Origin of the sequence: Rhodococcus sp. 05-340-2, from assembly GCF_002258915.1 — a bacterium.
Lineage (GTDB): Bacteria > Actinomycetota > Actinomycetes > Mycobacteriales > Mycobacteriaceae > Rhodococcoides.
In genome coordinates this window covers 295595-315102 of sequence record NZ_NOYU01000027.1, presented here as the reverse complement: position 1 = coordinate 315102, position 19508 = coordinate 295595, and the positions used below count along the sequence as shown (strand labels likewise).

Here is a 19508-nt window from a genome sequence, read left to right as displayed (position 1 = left end):
CCGAGCGAGGCTTGGTGCCCGCACGACCTCGGGTTATCTCCGATGGACGTTCATCGTTGGTGCTTCACGGTGTGCTCATCAGTGCTGTTGCCTGTTCTTGTCGACGGGTGTTGCTCTTGTCGTGTCCTCGGCCTGCAGCTGTTCGTGCTCGTCGAGCACGGCTGTCACTGCGGACGATTCCACATTTCCCGATATCCGAAACGCGCGACCGAAGACTCGGCGTCGTTCCGCATTGTGCAGGCATTCTCGGCTGTAGTGCAACCACGCACCACGACCGGACATCGAATGCCGGATGTCGGGGACGAGAGCGAATTCGTGCGAACCAGCTTCTCGAACCACGATCCTCAACAGATCGGTGGCCGGCACTCGCTCCCTGCACCCGATGCATGTACGAATCGGCCGGCTTGTCACTACCGGATACTCGCGTTCATGCCTCTGAGCGAAGAGGTCGTTACCGAACCATCGACCACTCTACCGCTGTATTGCCCCGAACTCCGCATTCCGGCCCTACGCGCTGGTCGTCTCGGGTGCCGCCGCATCACTGCGGATGTCGATGCGCCAACCGGTCAACCGAGCGGCCAGTCGAGCGTTCTGCCCTTCCTTCCCGATGGCCAGAGAGAGCTGGTACTCGGGAACGACGACACGGGCCGCACGAGCAGCTGCGTCGACGACGGTCACCGACACAACCTTCGATGGGGACAGAGCATTCCCGACGAAGGTGGCCGGGTCCTCGTCGAAGTCGATGATGTCGATCTTCTCGCCTGCCAGTTCGCTCATCACGTTGCGCACGCGCTGCCCCATCGGTCCGATGCAGGCGCCCTTGGCGTTGAGACCGGACACGGTGGACGCGACGGCGATCTTGGAGCGGTGCCCCGACTCGCGGGCCACTGCCACGATGTCGACCGATCCGTCGGCGATCTCGGGCACTTCGAGGGCGAACAGCTTGCGCACCAGATTGGGGTGGGTGCGCGACAGCGTGATCTGCGGGCCCCGGTTGCCCCGGGCGACTCCGACGACGTAGCACTTGATGCGTTCGCCGTGCTCGTAGCTTTCACCCGGCACCTGCTCGGCGGGCGGCAGGAGGCCGTCGGCTCCGTTGGCGTCACTGCCGATGCGGACGATGACGGTGCCCTTGGCGTTGGCCCGCGTGTCGCGCTGGATGACACCGTTGACGATCTCACCCTCGTGGGTGGAGTACTCGCCGAACGATCGCTCGTGCTCGGCGTCGCGTAGGCGTTGCAGGATGACCTGACGCGCCGTGGTCGCCGCGATGCGTCCGAAGCCTTCCGGGGTGTCGTCCCACTCGGAGATCACATTGCCGTCGGCGTCGATTTCCTTGGCCATCACGCGAACGGAGCCGGTCTTGCGATCGACGTCGATCCACGCGTTGGACTGATGCCCCTCGGTGTGCCGGTAGGCCGTCAGCAATGCGGTCTGAATCGTCGAGATCACCATCTCGATCGGAATTCCCTTGTCCGCCTCGATGGCACGCAATGCGGCGATGTCGATATTCACTTGTCCGACCCTTCTTCCGGTGCTTCCACGTCCACGATCTCATCGGTGTTCGCGGGTGACGGCCTACTGCCGACCACGCCACCCGCCAGGTCCATCTCTTCGGCGCTGGGCCGCGAGAACTCCACCTGCACAACAGCTTTCACAACATCGGACAGTGCGACGGAGCGGGTCGACAGCACACCCTTCTCCTTGATCACCACGGTGACCGAATCGTCGTCGAGTACACCGACGCGACCGTCGAACTTGGCGTCGGCGAGTTCGATGCGCACCTTGCGTCCGCGGGCCCGACGCCAATGCCGTGCCTCGGTCAGTGGGCGGTCGATTCCGGGGGTGGTGACTTCCAACGTGTACGGAGCTTCCCCGAAATCCGTCACCGCATCGAAGGCGTCGGAGATCTCGCGGCTCAGTTCCGGGAGCGCGTCGAGGTCGATTCCCTCTTCGCGATCGACCATGATCCGCACTGCACTGTGCTTGCCTGCGGCGACGACGTTCACGTCTTCGAGGTCGTAGCCCCGTTCTCGAACGAGGTCGGCGAGCAGTTCGACAACCCTTTCCTTGGACGGAACAGGCATGTCGCGAACTCCTCGTGTGTAGTTGTGGGCGATCCGGCGTACGGCAGCCGAACTGCGTTTGGTGAACCAACAGCCTACCGCCCCGCAGACAGTGCTCGTGACCACGATCGGCCGACGCGACACGCGGGCACGGCACGTGCGAGCGCTGCGGTCTGGCACGATATCGGAGTGCCAACGCCGACCGTCCCCTTCGCGCTCAATCGCCGCGGGTTGTTCCGACTCGCCGGTGTCGCAGCTCTGTCCGCGGCCACCGTGTCGACTGTTGCGGCCTGCGGCCAGGAGACGATCTCGGGTCCTGCCCTCGACACCCTCACAGCGCAGTTGCGCGCTGCCCGCGCCGATGCCGCAGATGCCACCGCGGCCGCGACGGTGATCACCGACTACGCAGCCGCACTGGGGATCGTCGCGGCGCAGCGCACCGAGCACGCCGAAGCGCTCGACACCGAGATCGCACGCGCCACCGGCGCCTCGACCGAGACGTCGTCGGTTACGGCCACCACGACACCCGCTCCCACGACGCCGCCGCCCGATCTCGCCGCCGTACGGGAGATGTTGACTTCCTCCGCTCGCAGCGCAGCAGATGCCGCTCGTAACGAAAGCGGTTACCGGGCAGGCCTTCTCGGTTCCATCAGTGCCTCGTGCACGGTCTCGGCCCTGGTGGTTCTGGCATGAGCGATCTCGGCCCGGAACAGCAAGGCCTCGTCGATGCACTCCACGCCGAGTACGCGGCGGTGTTCGCCTACGGCGTCGTCGCGGCGTTCTCCAACCCCACGCGCGCCGACGTGGTGGCGTCGAACACTGCCGCTCACCGCGCACGCCGAGACGCGACCATCGATGCACTCCAGGCGGCGAGTGTCACAGTGCCGCTGCCCGATCCGGCATATGCGTCCCCGTTCCCGGTCACCGACGCGATCTCGGCTGCACAGTTGGCCGCGCAGGCCGAGATCGACACGAGCATCGCGTGGCGTTCGCTGATCGAACGCAGCCGGTCGGGAGCGACCCGCGACATGGGGGTGCAGGCGCTGACCGACGCCGCGGTTCGCCTCGCGACGTGGCAGCAGATTCTGGGCGTCAGTCCGTCGTCGACGGCATTTCCCGGCCAACCGTGAGCGCTTGTTCCGGTCCGACGGAACGCCCCGGCATGAACAGCGCCGCCACCAGTCCGATCGCCACTGCGCCAGCGCCGACGAGCAGAGCGGGTGCCAAGGCGTCGGTGTAACCGGTGGGTGTCAGTGATCCACCGGCTCCGATGAACACCGCTGTCAGTACCGCGATGCCGAGCGCGATACCCACCTCTCGCACAGTGGAGTTCGCACTGCTCGCGGTGGCGTGATCGTCGTCCCTCATGTCCCGCAGCACCGCGGTGGCGGACGGAGCGAACGTCAGCCCCATGCCCACGCCCGCCATCAGCAGGGCCGGGACCATCGACGAATACTCGGTGTCGGGTCCCAGAATCAGCGCCATCCACACGAGCGAGACCGACTGCAGCGACAGGCCGCCGACCAACAAGCCGCGCAGTCCGACGCGCTCGGCGAGCAGACCTGCGATCGGTGCGACCACCATCGGTGCTGCAGTCCACGGCAGCGTGCGTAGGCCTGCCTGGAACGGCGTGTAGTTCATCACGATCTGCAGGTATTGCGCGAGGAGGAACACCGCCCCGAACATGCCGAGCGAGAACGTGATTCCGATGATGTTGGCGAGGGTGAAGCTGCGCGAACGAAAGAGTGCGAGCGGCAGTACCGAGTGCCGGGTGCGCGAGGCGCGCAGGACGAACGCGACGAGCAGCACCGCCGAGCCGATGAAGCCGGCGAGCACCGTGGCCGACGCCCACCCGTCGTCGTTGCCGTGGACCACCGCCCACACCAGGAGGAAGACACCGCCGCCTGCGAGGACAACGCCGGGCAGATCGAGCGGTTGGATGCGCCCTGCTGTTTCCTTCAGCGCGACGTACGCCAGCGGAACTGCGACGAGGGCCACCGGAACGTTGATCCAGAAGATCGCCTGCCAGGAAATCCCGTCGACGACGGCTCCGCCGACCACCGGTCCCAGCGCGACGCCGAGTCCGGAGACTCCACCCCATATCCCGATCGCCATTGCGCGCTTACCCACCGGCACCACCGCGGCGAGCAACGCCAGGGACAACGGCATGATCGCGGCTGCACCGATTCCCTGCACGGCACGCGCCGCGATGAGCATCGCTGGACTCGCAGCGAGCGCGCTGGCCACGGAGGCGGCGGTGAAGACCGTGATCCCACCGAGGAACACCGTGCGTCTGCCCCATCTGTCGCCGAGCGTCGCCGCCGTCAGCATGAAGGTGGCGAAGCTGAGGGTGTACGCGTTGAGGAACCACTGCAGCTGTCCGACGGAGGCGTTCAGGTCCTGCTGGATGACCGGGAGTGCACTGGTCATCACCAGATTGTCGAGGGTTGCCATGAACATCGGCAGGGAAGCTGCGAGGATGCCGAGCCACACGGGAACGTTCCGAGTGGCGGGCTGCATTGCTGGTGGAGAGGCTGTGGCGGTCATTGCGGTCGTCCCGTCTCACGCTTGTAAGCATCGAATGATTACTTATCGGAGACCGTAAGTTATCGACTGATAACCTGTCAACATGTCCGACCCGTCAGCGCCCAAGCCCAGAGCCACCCGCATGGATGCGGCCGACCGCCGAGAGCTCGTCCTCGACGCGGCGATGCGCGCGTTCGCGCGCGGGGGTTACGCCGGCACCAGTACCGACGCCGTCGCGAAGGAAGCGGGCGTCTCTCAGCCGTACGTGGTCCGTATGTTCGGCACCAAGGTCGAGTTGTTTCGACTGGTGTTCCAACGCTCGGTCGACGGCATCATGGCCGCGTTCGATGCCGTGCTGGCGGCGGGCCCGCTCGACCCCGACGACGACGGCACCTGGGCAGATCTCGGTTCCGCCTACGCCGATCTGGTGGCCGATCGCGACCTGTTGATGGTCATGATGCACGGATTCGGCGCAGGCTCGGTACCCGAGATCGGACGGGCAGCCCGGGAGGGAATGGGTGCCATCTACAGCCGGATACGTGAGGGCACAGGTTGTTCCGAGGACCAGGCACGGCAGTTCATCGCGCACGGGATGTTGCTCAACGTCCTGATGTCGATGCAGGCGCTCGAGCATCCGAACGACAGCGCCGGGCTGCACGAGATGACGGTGTGCGCGTTCGGAACCAATCTGATTCCGGCCGATCCCGGCTGAGCGTCGGCGCTAGGGACGCATCTCGTACCGGCCGTCGTAGGAGGCGACCTCGTTCCACACCGCATCGAATCGACCCGCATCGACCACCGGCTTACGGATCGCGTCCAGGGCCCACTGCTGTTGCGCCGCAGACGACGACGGCTTTCCGTACAGCGCAACGGCATAGCCGGAGAAGTCTCGTATCTGGAAGTCGAAGATCTGGTCCATCATCTCGGCCGAGATCTCGTCGGCTTGCTCGAGCACGAGATGGCCGTAGACGACGAGTGAGAACAGGTGCCCCACCACGAGAAGGAAATCGAGATCCTTCTGCTGCGCTTCGTCGGGCGCACAGTCCTGGAGAAACGACTTGAACGCCTGTGCCTGCTCGTAGAACCGTCCCACGTTGGGAATCCCGGAATGCTTGCTGTACAGCGGGTTCCAGTCGTGGAACCGGACCGAGCTCGCACCACGGGCCGGCCCCTGCGCGAAGAAGAAGCTGTCGTCGACCGGCTCGGTTCGGGTACCGACGTCCGGGTGGTCGGTGGGCGAGAACATGTACGCAGGCATGAATTTGAGCATCAGCGCCACGTTGACGTGCACCGTGCCCTCCAGCTTGGGCAGTGTTCCGATCAGCTGGGCGGCTTCACGGAAGTAGGTGTTCTTCTCGTACCCTTTGGCCGCGATGACGTCGTGCAACAGACGGACGACCGTTTCGCCCTCGGAGGTCACCTTCGCCTTGGTCATCGGGTTGAACAGGAGGTAGCGCCGGTCTTCGGGTCCCGCGGCACGGAAATAGTCCAGCGCCCGCGCGCTGAACAGCTTCATGGCGATCAGCCGGGAGTATGCGTCGACGAACGCACTGCGGACGTGCGGGAAGTCGGTGACGCGATTGCCGTACAGGATCCTGTTGTTCGCGTGTGTGATCGCCTCGTAGAACGCGTGCTCACAGATGCCGATGGATCCGGTGCACAGGTTGAACTTCCCGACGTTGACCGTGTTGAGCGCAGCCGAGAATGCGTCGGCACCGGTGTGCAGGATGTCCTGTTGCCGGACGGGGTAGTTCTCGAGCGCGAACGTGCTGACGTACATCTGCCCGTGGACGACGCTCTCACGCAGCTGATACGCGGGGTGTGCACTGTCGGCCACGAAGAACACGTACGCATCGGGTCCGTCGACGTCGGTGCGTCGCCCGAACACCGAGACCATGTCGGCAAAGTTGCCGTTCCCGATGTAGTACTTCTCCCCCGACGCGGTGAACTCGAGCTCGGAGTCCTCGGGCGCGGGCGTCAGCAGCATGTCGGTGGAGTAGACGTCGGCTCCGTGTGCGCGCTCGGACAGTCCGAACGCCATCACACCGCCGCGATCCAGCTCGCGTGCTGCGCGGCGCTTGGCGTCGTCGTTGGCACTCATCCAGATGGGGCCGAGACCCAGCACGGTGACCTGCCAGGTGTACCAGTAGGCCAGACCGTAGAACCCGAGAACCTCGCTCAGCGCAGCATTACGAGCAGCGTCCCAGCGCGTGTTCGGCGATCCGTCCGCATAGGCAGCGGGCGTGGAGAAGGTTGCGAACAGCTTCTGCTCGGCGACGAACTCGATGAACTCCGCGGGCCAGACTGCATCGAGATCGTCCGCGAGCAGCCTGGCCTTGCCTCGATTCTCGAACCACTCGATCAAGGCGCGCAGCTGTCGACGAGAGTCGTCGTCGAGCTCGGCCGGATCGAACGTTGTTGGATCGAACAGCGCATAGTGAGACACGTGGTGACCTCTCTTAGTCGTTGACCCGAAGCTACCAGCGGGTAAACGACAGTGCAGAGAGATCGCGAGACTCCCCTACGGTGTGTGCCGCACAGCCTTCACGATCTCCTCGACCGCCGAGTCGATGTCGAGTTCGCGACTCTCACCGGTGAAACGATCGCGGATCTCGACCTTGCCGTCGGCCCAGCCGCGGCCGATGACGACCACCAGCGGAACACCGATCAGTTCCGAGTCCTTGAACTTCACTCCTGGCGAGGCCTTGCGATCGTCGAACAGAATCTCGATGCCCTGTGTATCGAGTTGCGTCGCAATCGATTCCGCGCCCGCGCGAGCAGCGTCGTCCTTGTTCGCGATCACCAGGTGGACATCGGCAGGTGCAACCTCCGACGGCCACCGCAGACCCTTGTCGTCGTGCATCTGCTCGGCGATCACGGCGACCAGACGCGAGACGCCGACACCGTAGGAACCCTGAGTCAGGCGAACCGGCTTGCCGGTCTCACCGAGGACGTCGACCGAGAACGCATCGGTGTACTTGTAACCGAGCTGGAAGATGTGCCCGATCTCGATTCCGCGCGCACTGACCAGCGGCCCGCGACCGTCGGGTGACATGTCGCCGTCACGCACCTCGGCTGCCTCGATGGTGCCGTCGGGAACGAAATCGCGACCGGCGACGAGGTTCACCACATGCTTGCCCTTGACATCGGCGCCGGTGATCCACGACGTACCGTCGACCACCCGCGGATCGACGAGATAGCGAACCCCGTTGGCCTGCAACGCGCGAGGCCCGATGTATCCCTTGACGAGGAAGGGATTGGCAGCGAAGTCCGCGTCGGTCAGCAGAGCGAACTCGGCAGGCTCGAGGGACGCCTCGAGGCGCTTCTCGTCGACCTCGCGGTCACCGGGCAGGCCGACGGCGAGCAGTTCCCACTCCCCTTCTGCGTTACGCACCTTGAGCAGAATGTTCTTCAGCGTGTCCGCGCCGGTGACGGTGCGTCCGAGATCCGCAGAGTTGGCCCACTCCACCAGAGTCGCGATGGTGGGGGTGTCGCCGGTCTCGTGATCGACGGCAGCGGGCTGTCCCTCGATGGGCAGCGGTGCAGGCGCCGGAGTGGTGACGGCCTCGACGTTGGCGGCGTATCCCGATTCGATGCAGCGCACGTAGGTGTCCTCACCGATGTCGCTCTCGGCCAGGAATTCCTCGGAGGCGCTGCCTCCCATGGCACCGGACGTCGCGGCGACGATGACGTAGCTGACACCGAGGCGGGCGAAGATGCGCTGGTACGCCTCGCGGTGGGCGGCGTAGGACTTCTTCAGTCCGTCCTCGTCCATGTCGAAGGAATACGAGTCCTTCATCACGAACTCGCGGCCGCGCAGAATGCCGGCCCGGGGACGCTCCTCGTCGCGGTACTTGGTCTGGATCTGGTACAGCGTGACCGGCAGGTCCTTGTACGAGTTGTATTCGGCCTTGACCGTCAGCGCGAACAGTTCCTCGTGGGTGGGACCGAGCAGCATGTCGTTGCCCTTGCGATCCTGCAACCGGAACAGCGCGTCGCCGTATTCGGTCCACCGATTGGTGGTCTCGTACGGCTCGCGCGGCAGCAGCGCGGGCAGAGATATCTCCTGCGCACCGATGGCGTTCATCTCCTCGCGCACGACACGCTCGACCTGCCGCAGCACCCGCAGACCCAGCGGCAACCAGGAGTAGACGCCCGGAGCGATACGACGAACGTAGCCGGCGCGGACCAACAGCTTGTGGCTGTCGACCTCGGCGTCGGCCGGGTCGTCGCGAAGGGTACGAAGGAACAACTGCGAAAGACGGGTGATCACGGGTTGTCAGACTAGTCGCTCCCACAGTGCCTGTGAGCAGGCGGCCGTACAGTGAGTAGCCTCGAGCCCGTGCTGATTCTGCTGCCTCCCTCCGAGACGAAGTCCGACGGCGGTTCCGGAGCACCTCTCGATCTGGACCGACTGTCGTTGCCCACGTTGACACCGCTCCGCCGAAAGCTCGCCGATGCGCTGGTGGAACTCTCCGGCGACGTCGACGCGTCGATCGCGGCGCTCGGCCTCGGCCCCACCCAGGTGGACGAGATCGAACGCAACGCTCGGTTGTGGACCTCACCCACCACACCTGCGCTGCAGCGCTACACCGGCGTGCTCTACGACGCCCTCGACGCGGCGTCGTTCACCCGGGCCGGTCGTGCCCGAGCGGACGCGAGGCTGTGGATCGGCTCGGCCCTGTTCGGGGCCGTCCGTGCCTCCGATCCGATTCCGTCCTACCGACTCTCCGGTGGATCGACCGTGCCGAACTTCGGGACGCTGCGATCACACTGGAAGCCCGAACTCTCCGACGCCATCGACGCCGAGGACGAGGGGATCGTCGTCGACCTCCGATCGGGCACCTATCAGCAGCTCGGGCCCGTCCCCGGCGCGATCACCGCAACGGTGCTCACCGAGAAGCCCGACGGCAGCCGATCGGTGGTGAGCCACTTCAACAAGCACCACAAGGGCCTGCTCGCGCGCGCGTTGACCCTGACCACCGCCGAGCCGAAGGACGTCAAAGCCGTTGCGCGCGTGGCATCCAAGGCCGGACTGCGCGTCGAAGTGGCGTCGAGCACCGAATTGATCGTGCTCACCGAATGAGCGAGATTCCGGGACTGCTCCGGCGCGGCTCCGACGCCTCGGTCGGCAAGACCAAGAGCCAACGCGTCGCCGACGACGTCGCAGATCGACTGGTCTCGCTCGACGCGACCGAACTCGGCTCTCGGGCGCTGACGAACATGATCGAGACGATGTACGAAAATGGTTGGCAGCCCATGGATCTCGTGCACGTCGTGCGGCGTCAGCACACGGTGGCCGTGGCCGATCTCGCTGCCGCGGCATTGCTGCATCAGGCCGATCTCACCGACGCCGCCTCTCGGGCCCCACAGGACTGGGTGGATCAGATGTCCACGGTCTGTGAGCAGTTCCCGAAGGTTGCGGCCCGGGTCGAGGCCACGCCCGATTTCCTGACCGCGTACCTGACGTCTTCCGGTAAGACCGATTACATCGCGGCCAGTGATCAGTGGCTCGACGTACTCACCCTGCTCGGTCGATGGCAGACACTCCCCCGGTGGCCTCAGCTCGGCCCCAAGCCGTCCCAGTGGCCGCGCACTCGCCCCACGGTGTCGGGTGTCGCCGGCTCCGACTCCCCGAACACCAAGATGCTGAGCAAGATTCGCGGTCTACTGGCCAAGGCCGACGCCACGGACTTCGAGGAGGAGGCCGAGACGCTCACGGCCAAGGCGCAGGAGTTGATGACGCGCTACTCCATCGACACCATGTTGCTCTCCCAGGGCCACATCGATATTCACGGCCGACGCGTTCATGTCGACGGCCCGCATGCCCCGGCCAAGGCGCAGCTGTTGCACGTGGTCGGAACCGCCAACCGCGTCAAGGCGATCTGGGATCCGGAGTTCGCCGTCGCCACCCTGGTCGGAGCTCCGGTGGACGTGGAACAGACCGAGTTGCTGTTCACCTCTCTGCTGGTTCAGGCAACGCGCGCCCTCGGACATTCGCCGCAGGCGAAGAAGCGCAAGAAGGCCGGATCGGCAGCGTTCGGCAAGGCATTCCTGTACGCGTACGCCATCCGTATCGGAGACCGTCTGACCGACGCCGACGCGCACGCGCTGGAGGAGGCGCGTCACGAATCCGGTGATCTGCTACCGATTCTCGCCGCGCAGACCGTCGCCGTCGAAGCCGAATTCGATCGATTGTTCCCGACGGCGAAGCCTATGCGCGGCCCACGCCTGGACGCCGAGGGATGGGATTCGGGCCAGGCCGCGGCGGATCGTGCGGATCTCTCGCGCTGAGGTATGTGAGTCGACCGCCCGTTCGCAAGGCAAAATGGTTCTGTGCCCGAAACTCTCGACGACATCATGACGCGAACGTCCGAACTCCTGACCGACCGTGACATGGCCGCACTGTCCACTCTGATGGCCGAGCTGTCGACGACCGATGCGGTGCGCGTGCTCGAGCGTGTCGACTCGTCTCGACGCGCGGTGTTGTTTCGCCTTCTGCCCAAGGACGAGGCGGTGGCGGTCTTCGAGCGGTTCGACGCCACCGTTCGCGGTGAGTTGTTCGAGAGTCTTCGCAGCTACGATGTGATCGCTCTGTTCGAGGAACTCGACCCGGACGACCGTGTCGAATTGCTCGACGAACTCCCCTCCAACGTCGCGCATCGACTGCTGGTGGGCTTGTCCCCCGACGAACGCGCACTCACCGCCCCCATGCTGGGATACGACCGCAGATCGGTCGGCCGCCGCATGAGTCCGGAGTTCGTTCGTCTACGGACCGCTGCGACCGCCGGCGACGCCCTCGATGCCGTGCGTCGTACCGGCTCGGAGGCCGAGTCGGTGTATCTGTTGCCGATCACCGACGATCACCGCACTCTGTTGGGGGTGGTGACGCTCGCCGATCTGGCGACAGCGGCACCGAGCACTCCGGTCGGCGATCTGTACTCGGATCATCCGGTGGTCGAGGCCGATTCGTCGGCGGAGGAGGCTGCACGGCTGTGCTTCGAGCACCGTAGTCCTGCGGTGGTGGTGGTCGATTCCGAGCAACGGCTGATCGGAATTCTCACGCTCGAGCAGTCCTCTCGAATCCTGGAAGAAGCCGAGGACGAGGACGCCGCTCGCGCGGGTGGCTCCGAGCCGCTGCGTCGGCCGTATCTGTCGACGCCGGTGCTGTCCATCGTTCGCTCTCGCGTGGTGTGGTTGCTGGTGCTCGCGCTGTCGGCCATCCTCACGGTGCAGGTTCTCGAGATCTTCGAGCACGCGCTCGCCGCAGTCGTCACTCTCGCGCTGTTCATTCCGCTGCTGACCGGAACCGGCGGCAACACCGGCTCGCAGGCCGCGACCACTGTCACGCGGGCGCTCGCGCTGGGTGACGTGCGACCGCGGGACATCGCCGCGGTGCTCTTTCGCGAGGTTCGGGTCGGAGCGACGATGGGTGCGATGCTCGGCACCTTGGGCTTCGTCATCGCCGGACTCGTCTACGACTGGCACCTCGGGGTCGTCATCGGAACGACGCTGCTGTCGATCTGCACGCTCGCGGCGACGGTCGGCGGCGCGATGCCGCTGATCGCGAAGAAGATCGGGGTGGACCCGGCGGTCTTCTCGACGCCCTTCATCTCCACCTTCTGCGATGCGACGGGGTTGATCGTCTACTTCCTCATCGCGAAGGCCGTACTGGGCGTGTGATCACCCCTGCTCGTCAGCCCTTCTGGGCGCTTTCCTGCGCAGCCTGGGCCTGAGCGACCTGCTGCGGGGTGAAACGAATGAACACCGCAGCGATTCCCGCGACCACGGCGCAGACGGCGCAGCAGAACAACGCGAACATGTAGCCCGAGCTCAACGCATCGAGCTGGGTGTCGTTCATCAGCGTCGCCGGTCCCGAGATGCCGCCCAGGGACAGGGTGCGCGAGGTCACCAGCGCGCCGATGACGGCCAGCGCGAGCGGCCCGCCGAGGGTCTGAGCAACCAGGGCGATAGCGGTCAACGGGCCGATCTCGGTGGGGCTCACTCCGGCGATGGCGCACAGCGGGAGTGGCACGACCGTCAGGCCGACGCCGAATCCGATGCCGATGACGGGGAAGAACAGTCCGGGGAAGTACGACGAATCCGCGTTCATCGTCGCGACCGACACCATCAGCCACCCGACCATGATCACGGCACCGCTCAGAATCAGCCACCGTGGGGCGATGCGGGTCACCAGCTGCGAGGCCAGGAATGCGGCGGCACCGAGCCCGAAGGCGAACGGCACGAACGCCAGGCCCGCGTGCAACGGGCTGTATCCCAGGATGTCCTGAACGAACAGTGCCACGTAGGCGGCGAGGCAGAACATCACCCCACCGGCGAAGAAGATGGCCACGAACGTCGCCACTCGGTCTCGGCTGCCGAACAGCGAGAACGGAAGCAACGGGTTGTCGGCGCGTCGCTCGACCATCAGGAACAGCCCGAGGAAGAGCAGGCCGGCGATCAGCGAGACGATGACGATCGGATTGGTCCAGCCCAGTTCGGTGCCCTCGCTCAATGCCAGCACCACGCCGGTGCAGCCGAGCGTCGCCAGAATCGCTCCCGGCACGTCGAGCGGTAGCTTCGCCCCCACCGTCTCCTGCAGCGACACGACCGCGAGCACCACGATGACGACACCGATCGGCACGTTGATCAGGAAGATCCACCGCCACGACACCTCGGTCAACGCACCGCCGATGATGAGCCCGGCGATGGAGCCGACACCGGTCATGGCCGCGTAGATCGCGATGGCCTGGTTTCGTACCGGGCCCGGCGCGAAGGTGGTCGCCACCAGCGCGAACGCCGTCGGCGACGCCACCGCGGCACCCACCCCCTGGAGCGCGCGCGCCGCTACCAACGTCGCCTCGTTGACCGCGAGCCCGCACAGCAGGGATGCGACGGTGAACAGAACAACGCCGGCCAGGAACATCTTCTTTCGACCGAAAGCGTCACCGAGTCTGCCGCCGAGGAGCATCAGCCCACCGAAAGCGAGGGCATACGACGTGAGCACCCAGTTGCGTCCGGCATCGGACAGACCAAGATCGGCCTGCAACGGTGCCAGAGCGAGGTTGGCGACCGTGCCGTCGAGCACCACCATCAACTGCAGGCCGCTCAGGACGATGATCGCCAACCCGAACGCTCGGGTCGTCACCGGGTACTTGACCTCGGTACTGGAGGTATCGGACATCGATGATTCAGGCACGGGCGTTCACGTTACCGGCGTGTACAGAGAAACCGGCAACGGTTCCGATGACCACGATCGCCGGAGGCCTGATCTCCGCATCGCGAACCGCATCGGCGACGGTGCTCAGAGTCGCGCGAACTTCACGCTGGGTGCGCATGGTGCCTTCCTGAACGACGATCACCGGAGTATCGGACGGCCGGCCACCGGCGATGAGAACGTCGGCGAACTTCCCGATGCGTTCGACGGCCATCAGCAACACGATGGTGCCCTTGAGCTTGGCGAGCGCGTTCCAGTCGACGAGCGAATCGGGATGGTCGGGTGCCACGTGGCCGCTGACGACGACGAACTCGTGAGTGACGGCGCGATGCGTCACCGGGATGCCTGCGGACGAGGGCACCGAGATAGCGCTGGTGATACCGGGCACCACGGTCACCGGGATTCCCTCGGCAGCCAGCGCTTCGAGCTCCTCGTATCCCCGACCGAACACGTAGGGATCGCCGCCCTTGAGCCGGACGACGAACTTGCCTGCTTTCGCGCCGTCGATCAGCGCCTGGTTGATCGCCTCCTGCGCCATCGCGCGGCCGTACGGAATCTTCGAGGCATCGATGACCTCCACGTGCGGGCCCAGTTCGGCCAACAGCTCGGGCGGTGCGAGCCGATCGGCCACCACGACGTCGGCGTAGGCGAGCAGCCTGCGCCCGCGGACCGTGATGAGGTCCGGATCGCCGGGTCCGCCACCGACCAGCGCGACGCCCGTCAACGGCGCATGGGCCGAGTCGGCGACCACACCGGACTGCAGGGCTTCGACGACAGCATTGCGTACCGCGGCCGATCGACGGTGTTCGCCGCCCGCGAGGACACCGAGGGTCAGCCCGTCCCATTCGGCCGACGCCGGGGTGACCGCGGTGCCGTCCTTGGCGATGTCGGCTCGCACGCAGAAGATCTTGGACGCGGTGGCCTCGGCGACGATGGCGATGTTGGTCTCGGCCTCGTCGGTGCACGCGACGGCGTACCAGGCGTCGGCGAGGTCGCCCTCGCGATAGTCACGCAACTCCATGCTCACCTGACCGGCCGTCGCCATCGCCTCCACAGCGGGCGTTGCCTCCCGGGTGATGACGTGTACCTCTGCACCGCAGGAGATCAGCAACGGCAATCGACGCTGCGCGACGGTGCCGCCACCGACCACGACGACGCGTCGACCTTCCAGATTGAGGCCGACCAGATAGGGAGAGTCAGTCGCGTTCACGAGAGGAAACGCTACCGCGCGCGCTGCACCCGCTTTTCGTCCCATACGGGCTCGTCGGATTCGTAGGCCTGACCGGTGCTGCCGAACACCAGGAATCGGTCGAAGCTGCGAGCGAACCACCGGTCGTGGGTCACGGCGATGACAGTGCCGTCGAACGCTGCGATCGCGTCTTCGAGTGCGTCTGCGGACATCAGGTCGAGGTTGTCGGTCGGCTCGTCGAGCAGCAACAGGGTGGCACCGGAGAGTTCGAGCAGCAGAATCTGCACGCGCGCCTGCTGGCCGCCGGAGAGATTGTCGTACGACTGTTCGGCGGCGCGGGCCAGACCGTAGCGGTCCAGTGCCCGGCCGGCAGCCTCTCGGCCCATGCCGTCGCGGTGTTCGTTGCCCATGTGCAAGATGTCGAGGAGCGTGTTGCCCGCGAGATCCGGCCGAGTGTGGGTCTGCGCGAACAGGCCGGGCCGAACACGAGCGCCGAGCACCGCGGTGCCGGTGTGTGGAACCGGATCGAGAGCCAGTTCCTGAACCGGCTCGTGTTCCTTCTCCGGATCCGTACCACCGTTGGCGAGCAACCGCAGGAAGTGCGATTTGCCGGAACCGTTGGAACCCAGCACCGCAACGCGGTCTCCGTACCAGATCTCGGTGTCGAAGGGCTTCATCAGTCCGGTCAGTTCCAGAGCCGTACACACCAATGCGCGCTTGGCTGTTCGGCCGCCACGCAGACGAACGGTGACGTGCTGCTTCAACGGCACCGCTTCCGGCGGTCCGGCCTCCTCGAACTTGGCCAACCGAGTCTGGGACGCGTGGTAGCGAGCAGCGACCCCGTCGTTGAACTTGGCCTTCTCCCGCAGGCGCAGCACCAGTGCCCGGAGTTTGACCAGTTCCTCGTCCCACCGCCGTCGCAGTTCGTCGAGCCGAGCATTCCGGTCCTCACGCGCAGCGTGATACGTCGCGAACCCGCCCCCGTGCACCCACGAGGTGGCACCGCTGACGCCCGGTTCCAGTGTCACGATCCGATTCGCTGCGTTGGCGATGAGCTCCCGGTCGTGGCTGATGAACAGGACGGACTTGTCGGAGTCGCGAATGGTCGCTTCGAGCCAACGCTTGCCAGGCACATCGAGGTAGTTGTCCGGCTCGTCGAGAAGCAACAGATTGTCGGTGCCGGCGAACAACGCTTCGAGTACGAGGCGTTTCTGCTCACCGCCGCTGAGCGTCGACGCAGCGCGCCACTTCGCGCGGTCGAACGGCATTCCGAGTGCTGCCGTGGTGACCTTGTCCCAGAACGGCTCGAGGTCGTAACCGCCGACATCGCCCCAATCCGACAGGGCCTGTGCGTATTTCATCTGGGTCTTCTCGTCGTCGACCTCGATCATCGTGTTCTCGGCTGCGTCCAATGCCGCCGCGGCCGTTCGCACGGCCGGGGACGCGACCGACAGCAACAGATCACGCACGGTCGAGTCGTCGCGCAGCTGGCCGACGAACTGCCGCATCACCCCGAGCGAACCGGAGCTCGACACCGACCCCTCGTCGGGGGTCTCGTCACCCGCGATGATCCGCGTCAGCGTCGTCTTGCCGGTTCCGTTGGGCCCGATCAGGGCGGTCTTGGCGCCGTCGCCGACCCGAAACCCGACACCGTTGAGCAGCTGCCGTCCGTCGGGCAGGAAGTAGACGATGTCGTTCAGTTCGAGGTGGGCCACAACGAACCAGCCAACCTCATCGGCCCGGCGATGGCCAATCGTTTACTCGATCACTAGGCGAGGGCCAGGGTCGACGTCTCGGTGAGCACCTGCTTGCCCGCATCGTCGACGTGGGCGTGGTGCACCCGCAACCGCGCGGAGTCGCCGTGCAGGGTCAGCAGCATGACGCCGTTGGCGAACCACGGACCTGCCTCGGCCTCCCATTCGACACCGGACGGGCCCACGTGGGCCGCGCGCGCGAGCTTCGACAGAATTCGGGCGGCGGGACGCTTGATGGCCAACTTGTTTACCGCACGAATCGGCAGATCGAGCGGATTGCGGAACGGCGACATGGTGAGCTGATACGTGGCCGGTACTGCGCGCCCGCCGACCCCGAAGTCCGCGTTCGCCACGTAGGAGCAGTGGACGTCGCCCGAGAGCCACATGATCGAGGCGGGTGTGTTCTCGCCGCGGGAGAGCTCACGCGTCAACGCCGCCATGTCGTTGAACGAGTTGGTGAAGGCAGCCCAGTGTTCGAGGTCGAGGCCGATCCGCATCTTCTCGGCCACCTTGGCCGGCATCGACCCCCAACTGCCCTGCGCCACAGCCTCGTTCCACTGTTCGAGGTAATGCAGGGCGGGCAGCATGAGGTAGGGCAACGACGACCCGAACAGCAGGTGCCGGGGGCTGGCTTCGAGTGCGCGGTCGCGTACCCACGCCCACTCCTTCTCGTCGACCATTTCTCTGTTGTCCGGATCGAGGTTTCGAGAGCAGCGGGAATCGATCATGATCAGCCGCGTGTCGCCGAAGTCGCGATAGAAGCTCCAGCGTCCGGTTTCGGGCTTGCGGTCGACCCGTATCGCGAAGTCGGACAACAACTTCTCTCGTTCGGCGTCGGTGTCGGCCGACCGAACCGCGGCGTACATCTCGTCCTGCGCCAACTCCTTGGGCGAGAGGTTGCCCAGGTGCTGGTACACCCAGTACGACGAATATGCGCCGACCACGCGATCGTTCCACCACGGCCGTGTCACGATGTCGCGACGCCACGAAGCGGACGAGTTCCAGTCGTCGCGCAGATCGTGGTCGTCGAGGATCATGCACGACGGGATACTCGCCATCAGGGTCCGTACCGGCTCGAGTCCCCACGATTCCCGGTACAGCCAGGAGTACTCCTCGAAATCGCAGATCTCGTTCTCGGCGTCGGTCCCGATCGCGCTGGAGGGACCCTCGCCCGAGCGTCGGCGCGCCTGGAGCCGTTCGACGATCTCCGGCGACGGGTCGTCGGCGTAGACCTGGTCACCGAGGAGCAGCAACGCCTGCGGCCACCGACTCGGATCCTGCTCGATCAGCGCGTTCCCCAGCCCGGCCAAGGCGTCGGCCCCGATCTGCTTCAAGGATTCGTCGCTGTAGTTGTCGCCCCGTCGACACGATCCGAAGGCGAGGGTGACAGGTCCCTCGGCGTCGACGGTGTGGATGGCGGCCGTCCGACCCTCCGGCGGCCACACGCGACGGTCCTCGACGAACACCTCGTAGGTCACCGTGGCGTTGGCCGGTAGTCCCTCGAGCGGCACCAGCGCGTAGTGGTGGCCGTGCACTCCCCACGTCCGCTCGGAACCCCGGACGCCGGCGTCGGTGACGACCGAAATCGTCGCCGATTCGGCCATCTCGAACCACAGGGTCGCCGTCTCGGTACCGACGTACCGAACGATCGGGCCGAGTAGGACGGTGCTGTCGGAAGTCATTGGTTCCACATTGCCCGCGTCGGCCCGCTTTCGCCAGTCAGTGGCGCGGATCGGTTATCACGAGCGGGCAGCGACGACGACCTTGCCCCGTACGTGCCCGGCCTCGACCAACCGATGCGCTTCGCGTAGCTGCTCGGCGTCGATCGGAGACAGAACCGTCGTGGCGGTGGTGCGCACCGAACCCGCATCGACGAGCTCGGCCACCCTGGTCAGCAGCTCGTGCTGGCGAATCAGATCCGGTGTGTCGTGCATCGGACGCGCGAACATGAACTCCCAGTGCCACGAGATCGCCTTCGTCTTCAGCGGGAGAACGTCGAGCGTCTCGGGATCGTCGATCGCGACTATCTGTCCGAACGGCGTCAACAGGTCGGCGTAGATCTCGGCCTGCCCGGAGGAATGGGCGGTGAACACGTAGTCGATGCCGTCCGGTGCCACTCGACGTACTTCGTCGCGAAGATCGCGGCGGTGATTCACGACGTCGGCTGCACCGAGAGAACGGACCCACTCCACGGCGTCCTCGTCCGCTGCCGTCGCGATCACGCGTACGCCGGGAACGAGGGTCCGAAGAAGCTGCAGCACAACAGATCCCACACCTCCGGTGGCTCCCACCATCAGTAATGTTCCGGTGGTCTCGGCAGTGATGCGGAGCTTGTCGAACAGTCCTTCCCAGGCGGTGATCACGGTGAGCGGCAACGCCGCGGCCTGTGCGAAATCGAGGGTCGTCGGCTTCTTCGCCACGATGCGTTCGTCCACCGCATGGAACTGCGAGTCGGTCCCGGGTCTGCCGATGTCTCCCGCGTAGTAGACCTCGTCCCCCGGTGCGAACATGGTGACGTCGGCACCGACGGCGCGCACCACACCAGCGGCGTCGAACCCGAGGACCTTCGGGACGCCCTGCGGGTCGCTGCCGGCACGGACCTTGACGTCCACCGGGTTCACCGACACCGCTCTCACGTCGACCAGCAGGTCTCGCGGCCCCGCGGTGGGCACGTCGATGACCACATCGGTGAGGCTGGCGGGATCGTCGATCGGAAGCGAGCGGGTGTAGGCAACGGCTTTCATCGTCTCGGTCAT

At 65.7% G+C, this 19508-nt stretch carries 17 protein-coding genes; 6 read left to right on the top strand and 11 right to left on the bottom strand.

The genetic code is table 11. The features are described 5' to 3' along the window. Positions 1-78 precede the first annotated feature (78 nt). The 3 genes from CH271_RS16475 to rimP all read right to left on the bottom strand — a co-directional run bounded on the left by CH271_RS16475 (position 79) and on the right by rimP (position 2087). The gene (locus tag CH271_RS16475) at positions 79-411 is read right to left on the bottom strand and encodes a YlxR family protein (protein WP_170946036.1); all 333 of its coding nucleotides are present in this window, start codon (positions 409-411) and stop codon (positions 79-81) included. 96 nt (positions 412-507) lie between these two features. After that, positions 508-1515, bottom strand: a complete 1008-nt coding sequence (gene nusA / locus CH271_RS16470; protein WP_037189588.1) for a transcription termination factor NusA — start codon at positions 1513-1515, stop codon at positions 508-510. Beyond that, a complete protein-coding gene (gene rimP, locus CH271_RS16465; protein WP_037189589.1) occupies positions 1512-2087 on the bottom strand; it encodes a ribosome maturation factor RimP in 576 nt (191 codons plus the stop codon). The genes nusA and rimP overlap by 4 nt, the downstream gene beginning before the upstream one ends. A gap of 168 nt (positions 2088-2255) precedes the next feature. Between rimP and CH271_RS16460 the strand changes: the two genes are divergently transcribed. Then, entirely contained in the window at positions 2256-2759 is a 504-nt protein-coding gene (locus tag CH271_RS16460; RefSeq protein WP_094634238.1) for a hypothetical protein, read from the top strand. Then, positions 2756-3196 (top strand): ferritin-like domain-containing protein, encoded by a 441-nt coding sequence (locus CH271_RS16455; RefSeq protein WP_037189590.1) that lies wholly within the window; start codon positions 2756-2758, stop codon positions 3194-3196. The genes CH271_RS16460 and CH271_RS16455 overlap by 4 nt, the downstream gene beginning before the upstream one ends. Here CH271_RS16455 and CH271_RS16450 read toward each other — a convergent pair. Beyond that, complete coding sequence (locus CH271_RS16450) at positions 3159-4613, bottom strand: MFS transporter (protein ID WP_094634237.1); 1455 nt, start codon at positions 4611-4613, stop codon at positions 3159-3161. The two genes, CH271_RS16455 and CH271_RS16450, sit on opposite strands and share 38 nt — an antisense overlap. Before the next feature lie 82 nt (positions 4614-4695). Between CH271_RS16450 and CH271_RS16445 the strand changes: the two genes are divergently transcribed. Then, complete coding sequence (locus CH271_RS16445; RefSeq protein ID WP_256986427.1) at positions 4696-5304, top strand: TetR/AcrR family transcriptional regulator; 609 nt, start codon at positions 4696-4698, stop codon at positions 5302-5304. Positions 5305-5313: 9 nt separating this feature from the next. Here CH271_RS16445 and CH271_RS16440 read toward each other — a convergent pair whose 3' ends face one another. After that, the gene (locus tag CH271_RS16440; RefSeq protein WP_094634236.1) at positions 5314-7038 is read right to left on the bottom strand and encodes an acyl-CoA dehydrogenase family protein; all 1725 of its coding nucleotides are present in this window, start codon (positions 7036-7038) and stop codon (positions 5314-5316) included. 75 nt (positions 7039-7113) lie between these two features. Beyond that, the gene (locus tag CH271_RS16435) at positions 7114-8865 is read right to left on the bottom strand and encodes a proline--tRNA ligase (protein ID WP_094634235.1); all 1752 of its coding nucleotides are present in this window, start codon (positions 8863-8865) and stop codon (positions 7114-7116) included. 69 nt (positions 8866-8934) lie between these two features. Here CH271_RS16435 and yaaA point away from each other — a divergent pair, with 69 nt between their 5' ends. Genes yaaA through mgtE form a run of 3 tightly spaced genes read left to right on the top strand, consistent with a single transcriptional unit; the run spans position 8935 to position 12275 of the window. Further along, positions 8935-9678: a peroxide stress protein YaaA gene (gene yaaA / locus CH271_RS16430; RefSeq protein WP_037189594.1), complete on the top strand. Its 744-nt coding sequence runs from the start codon at positions 8935-8937 to the stop codon at positions 9676-9678. Then, complete coding sequence (locus tag CH271_RS16425) at positions 9675-10886, top strand: DUF2786 domain-containing protein (RefSeq protein WP_094634234.1); 1212 nt, start codon at positions 9675-9677, stop codon at positions 10884-10886. The genes yaaA and CH271_RS16425 overlap by 4 nt, the downstream gene beginning before the upstream one ends. A gap of 42 nt (positions 10887-10928) precedes the next feature. Further along, positions 10929-12275 (top strand): magnesium transporter, encoded by a 1347-nt coding sequence (gene mgtE / locus CH271_RS16420; RefSeq protein WP_094634233.1) that lies wholly within the window; start codon positions 10929-10931, stop codon positions 12273-12275. A 13-nt stretch (positions 12276-12288) separates the two neighbouring features. Here mgtE and CH271_RS16415 read toward each other — a convergent pair whose 3' ends face one another. Genes CH271_RS16415 through CH271_RS16395 form a run of 5 tightly spaced genes read right to left on the bottom strand, consistent with a single transcriptional unit; the run spans position 12289 to position 19508 of the window. Further along, positions 12289-13776, bottom strand: coding sequence for an MFS transporter (locus CH271_RS16415; protein ID WP_037189596.1), 1488 nt, complete (start codon positions 13774-13776; stop codon positions 12289-12291). Positions 13777-13783: 7 nt separating this feature from the next. Next, the gene (gene cobA / locus CH271_RS16410; protein WP_052047519.1) at positions 13784-15064 is read right to left on the bottom strand and encodes a uroporphyrinogen-III C-methyltransferase; all 1281 of its coding nucleotides are present in this window, start codon (positions 15062-15064) and stop codon (positions 13784-13786) included. Further along, complete coding sequence (locus tag CH271_RS16405; protein WP_094634232.1) at positions 15031-16713, bottom strand: ATP-binding cassette domain-containing protein; 1683 nt, start codon at positions 16711-16713, stop codon at positions 15031-15033. The genes cobA and CH271_RS16405 overlap by 34 nt, the downstream gene beginning before the upstream one ends. A gap of 53 nt (positions 16714-16766) precedes the next feature. Next, positions 16767-18434 (bottom strand): DUF7800 domain-containing protein, encoded by a 1668-nt coding sequence (locus tag CH271_RS16400; RefSeq protein ID WP_037189599.1) that lies wholly within the window; start codon positions 18432-18434, stop codon positions 16767-16769. A gap of 57 nt (positions 18435-18491) precedes the next feature. Next, positions 18492-19508, bottom strand: a complete 1017-nt coding sequence (locus CH271_RS16395) for a zinc-binding alcohol dehydrogenase family protein (RefSeq protein WP_094634230.1) — start codon at positions 19506-19508, stop codon at positions 18492-18494.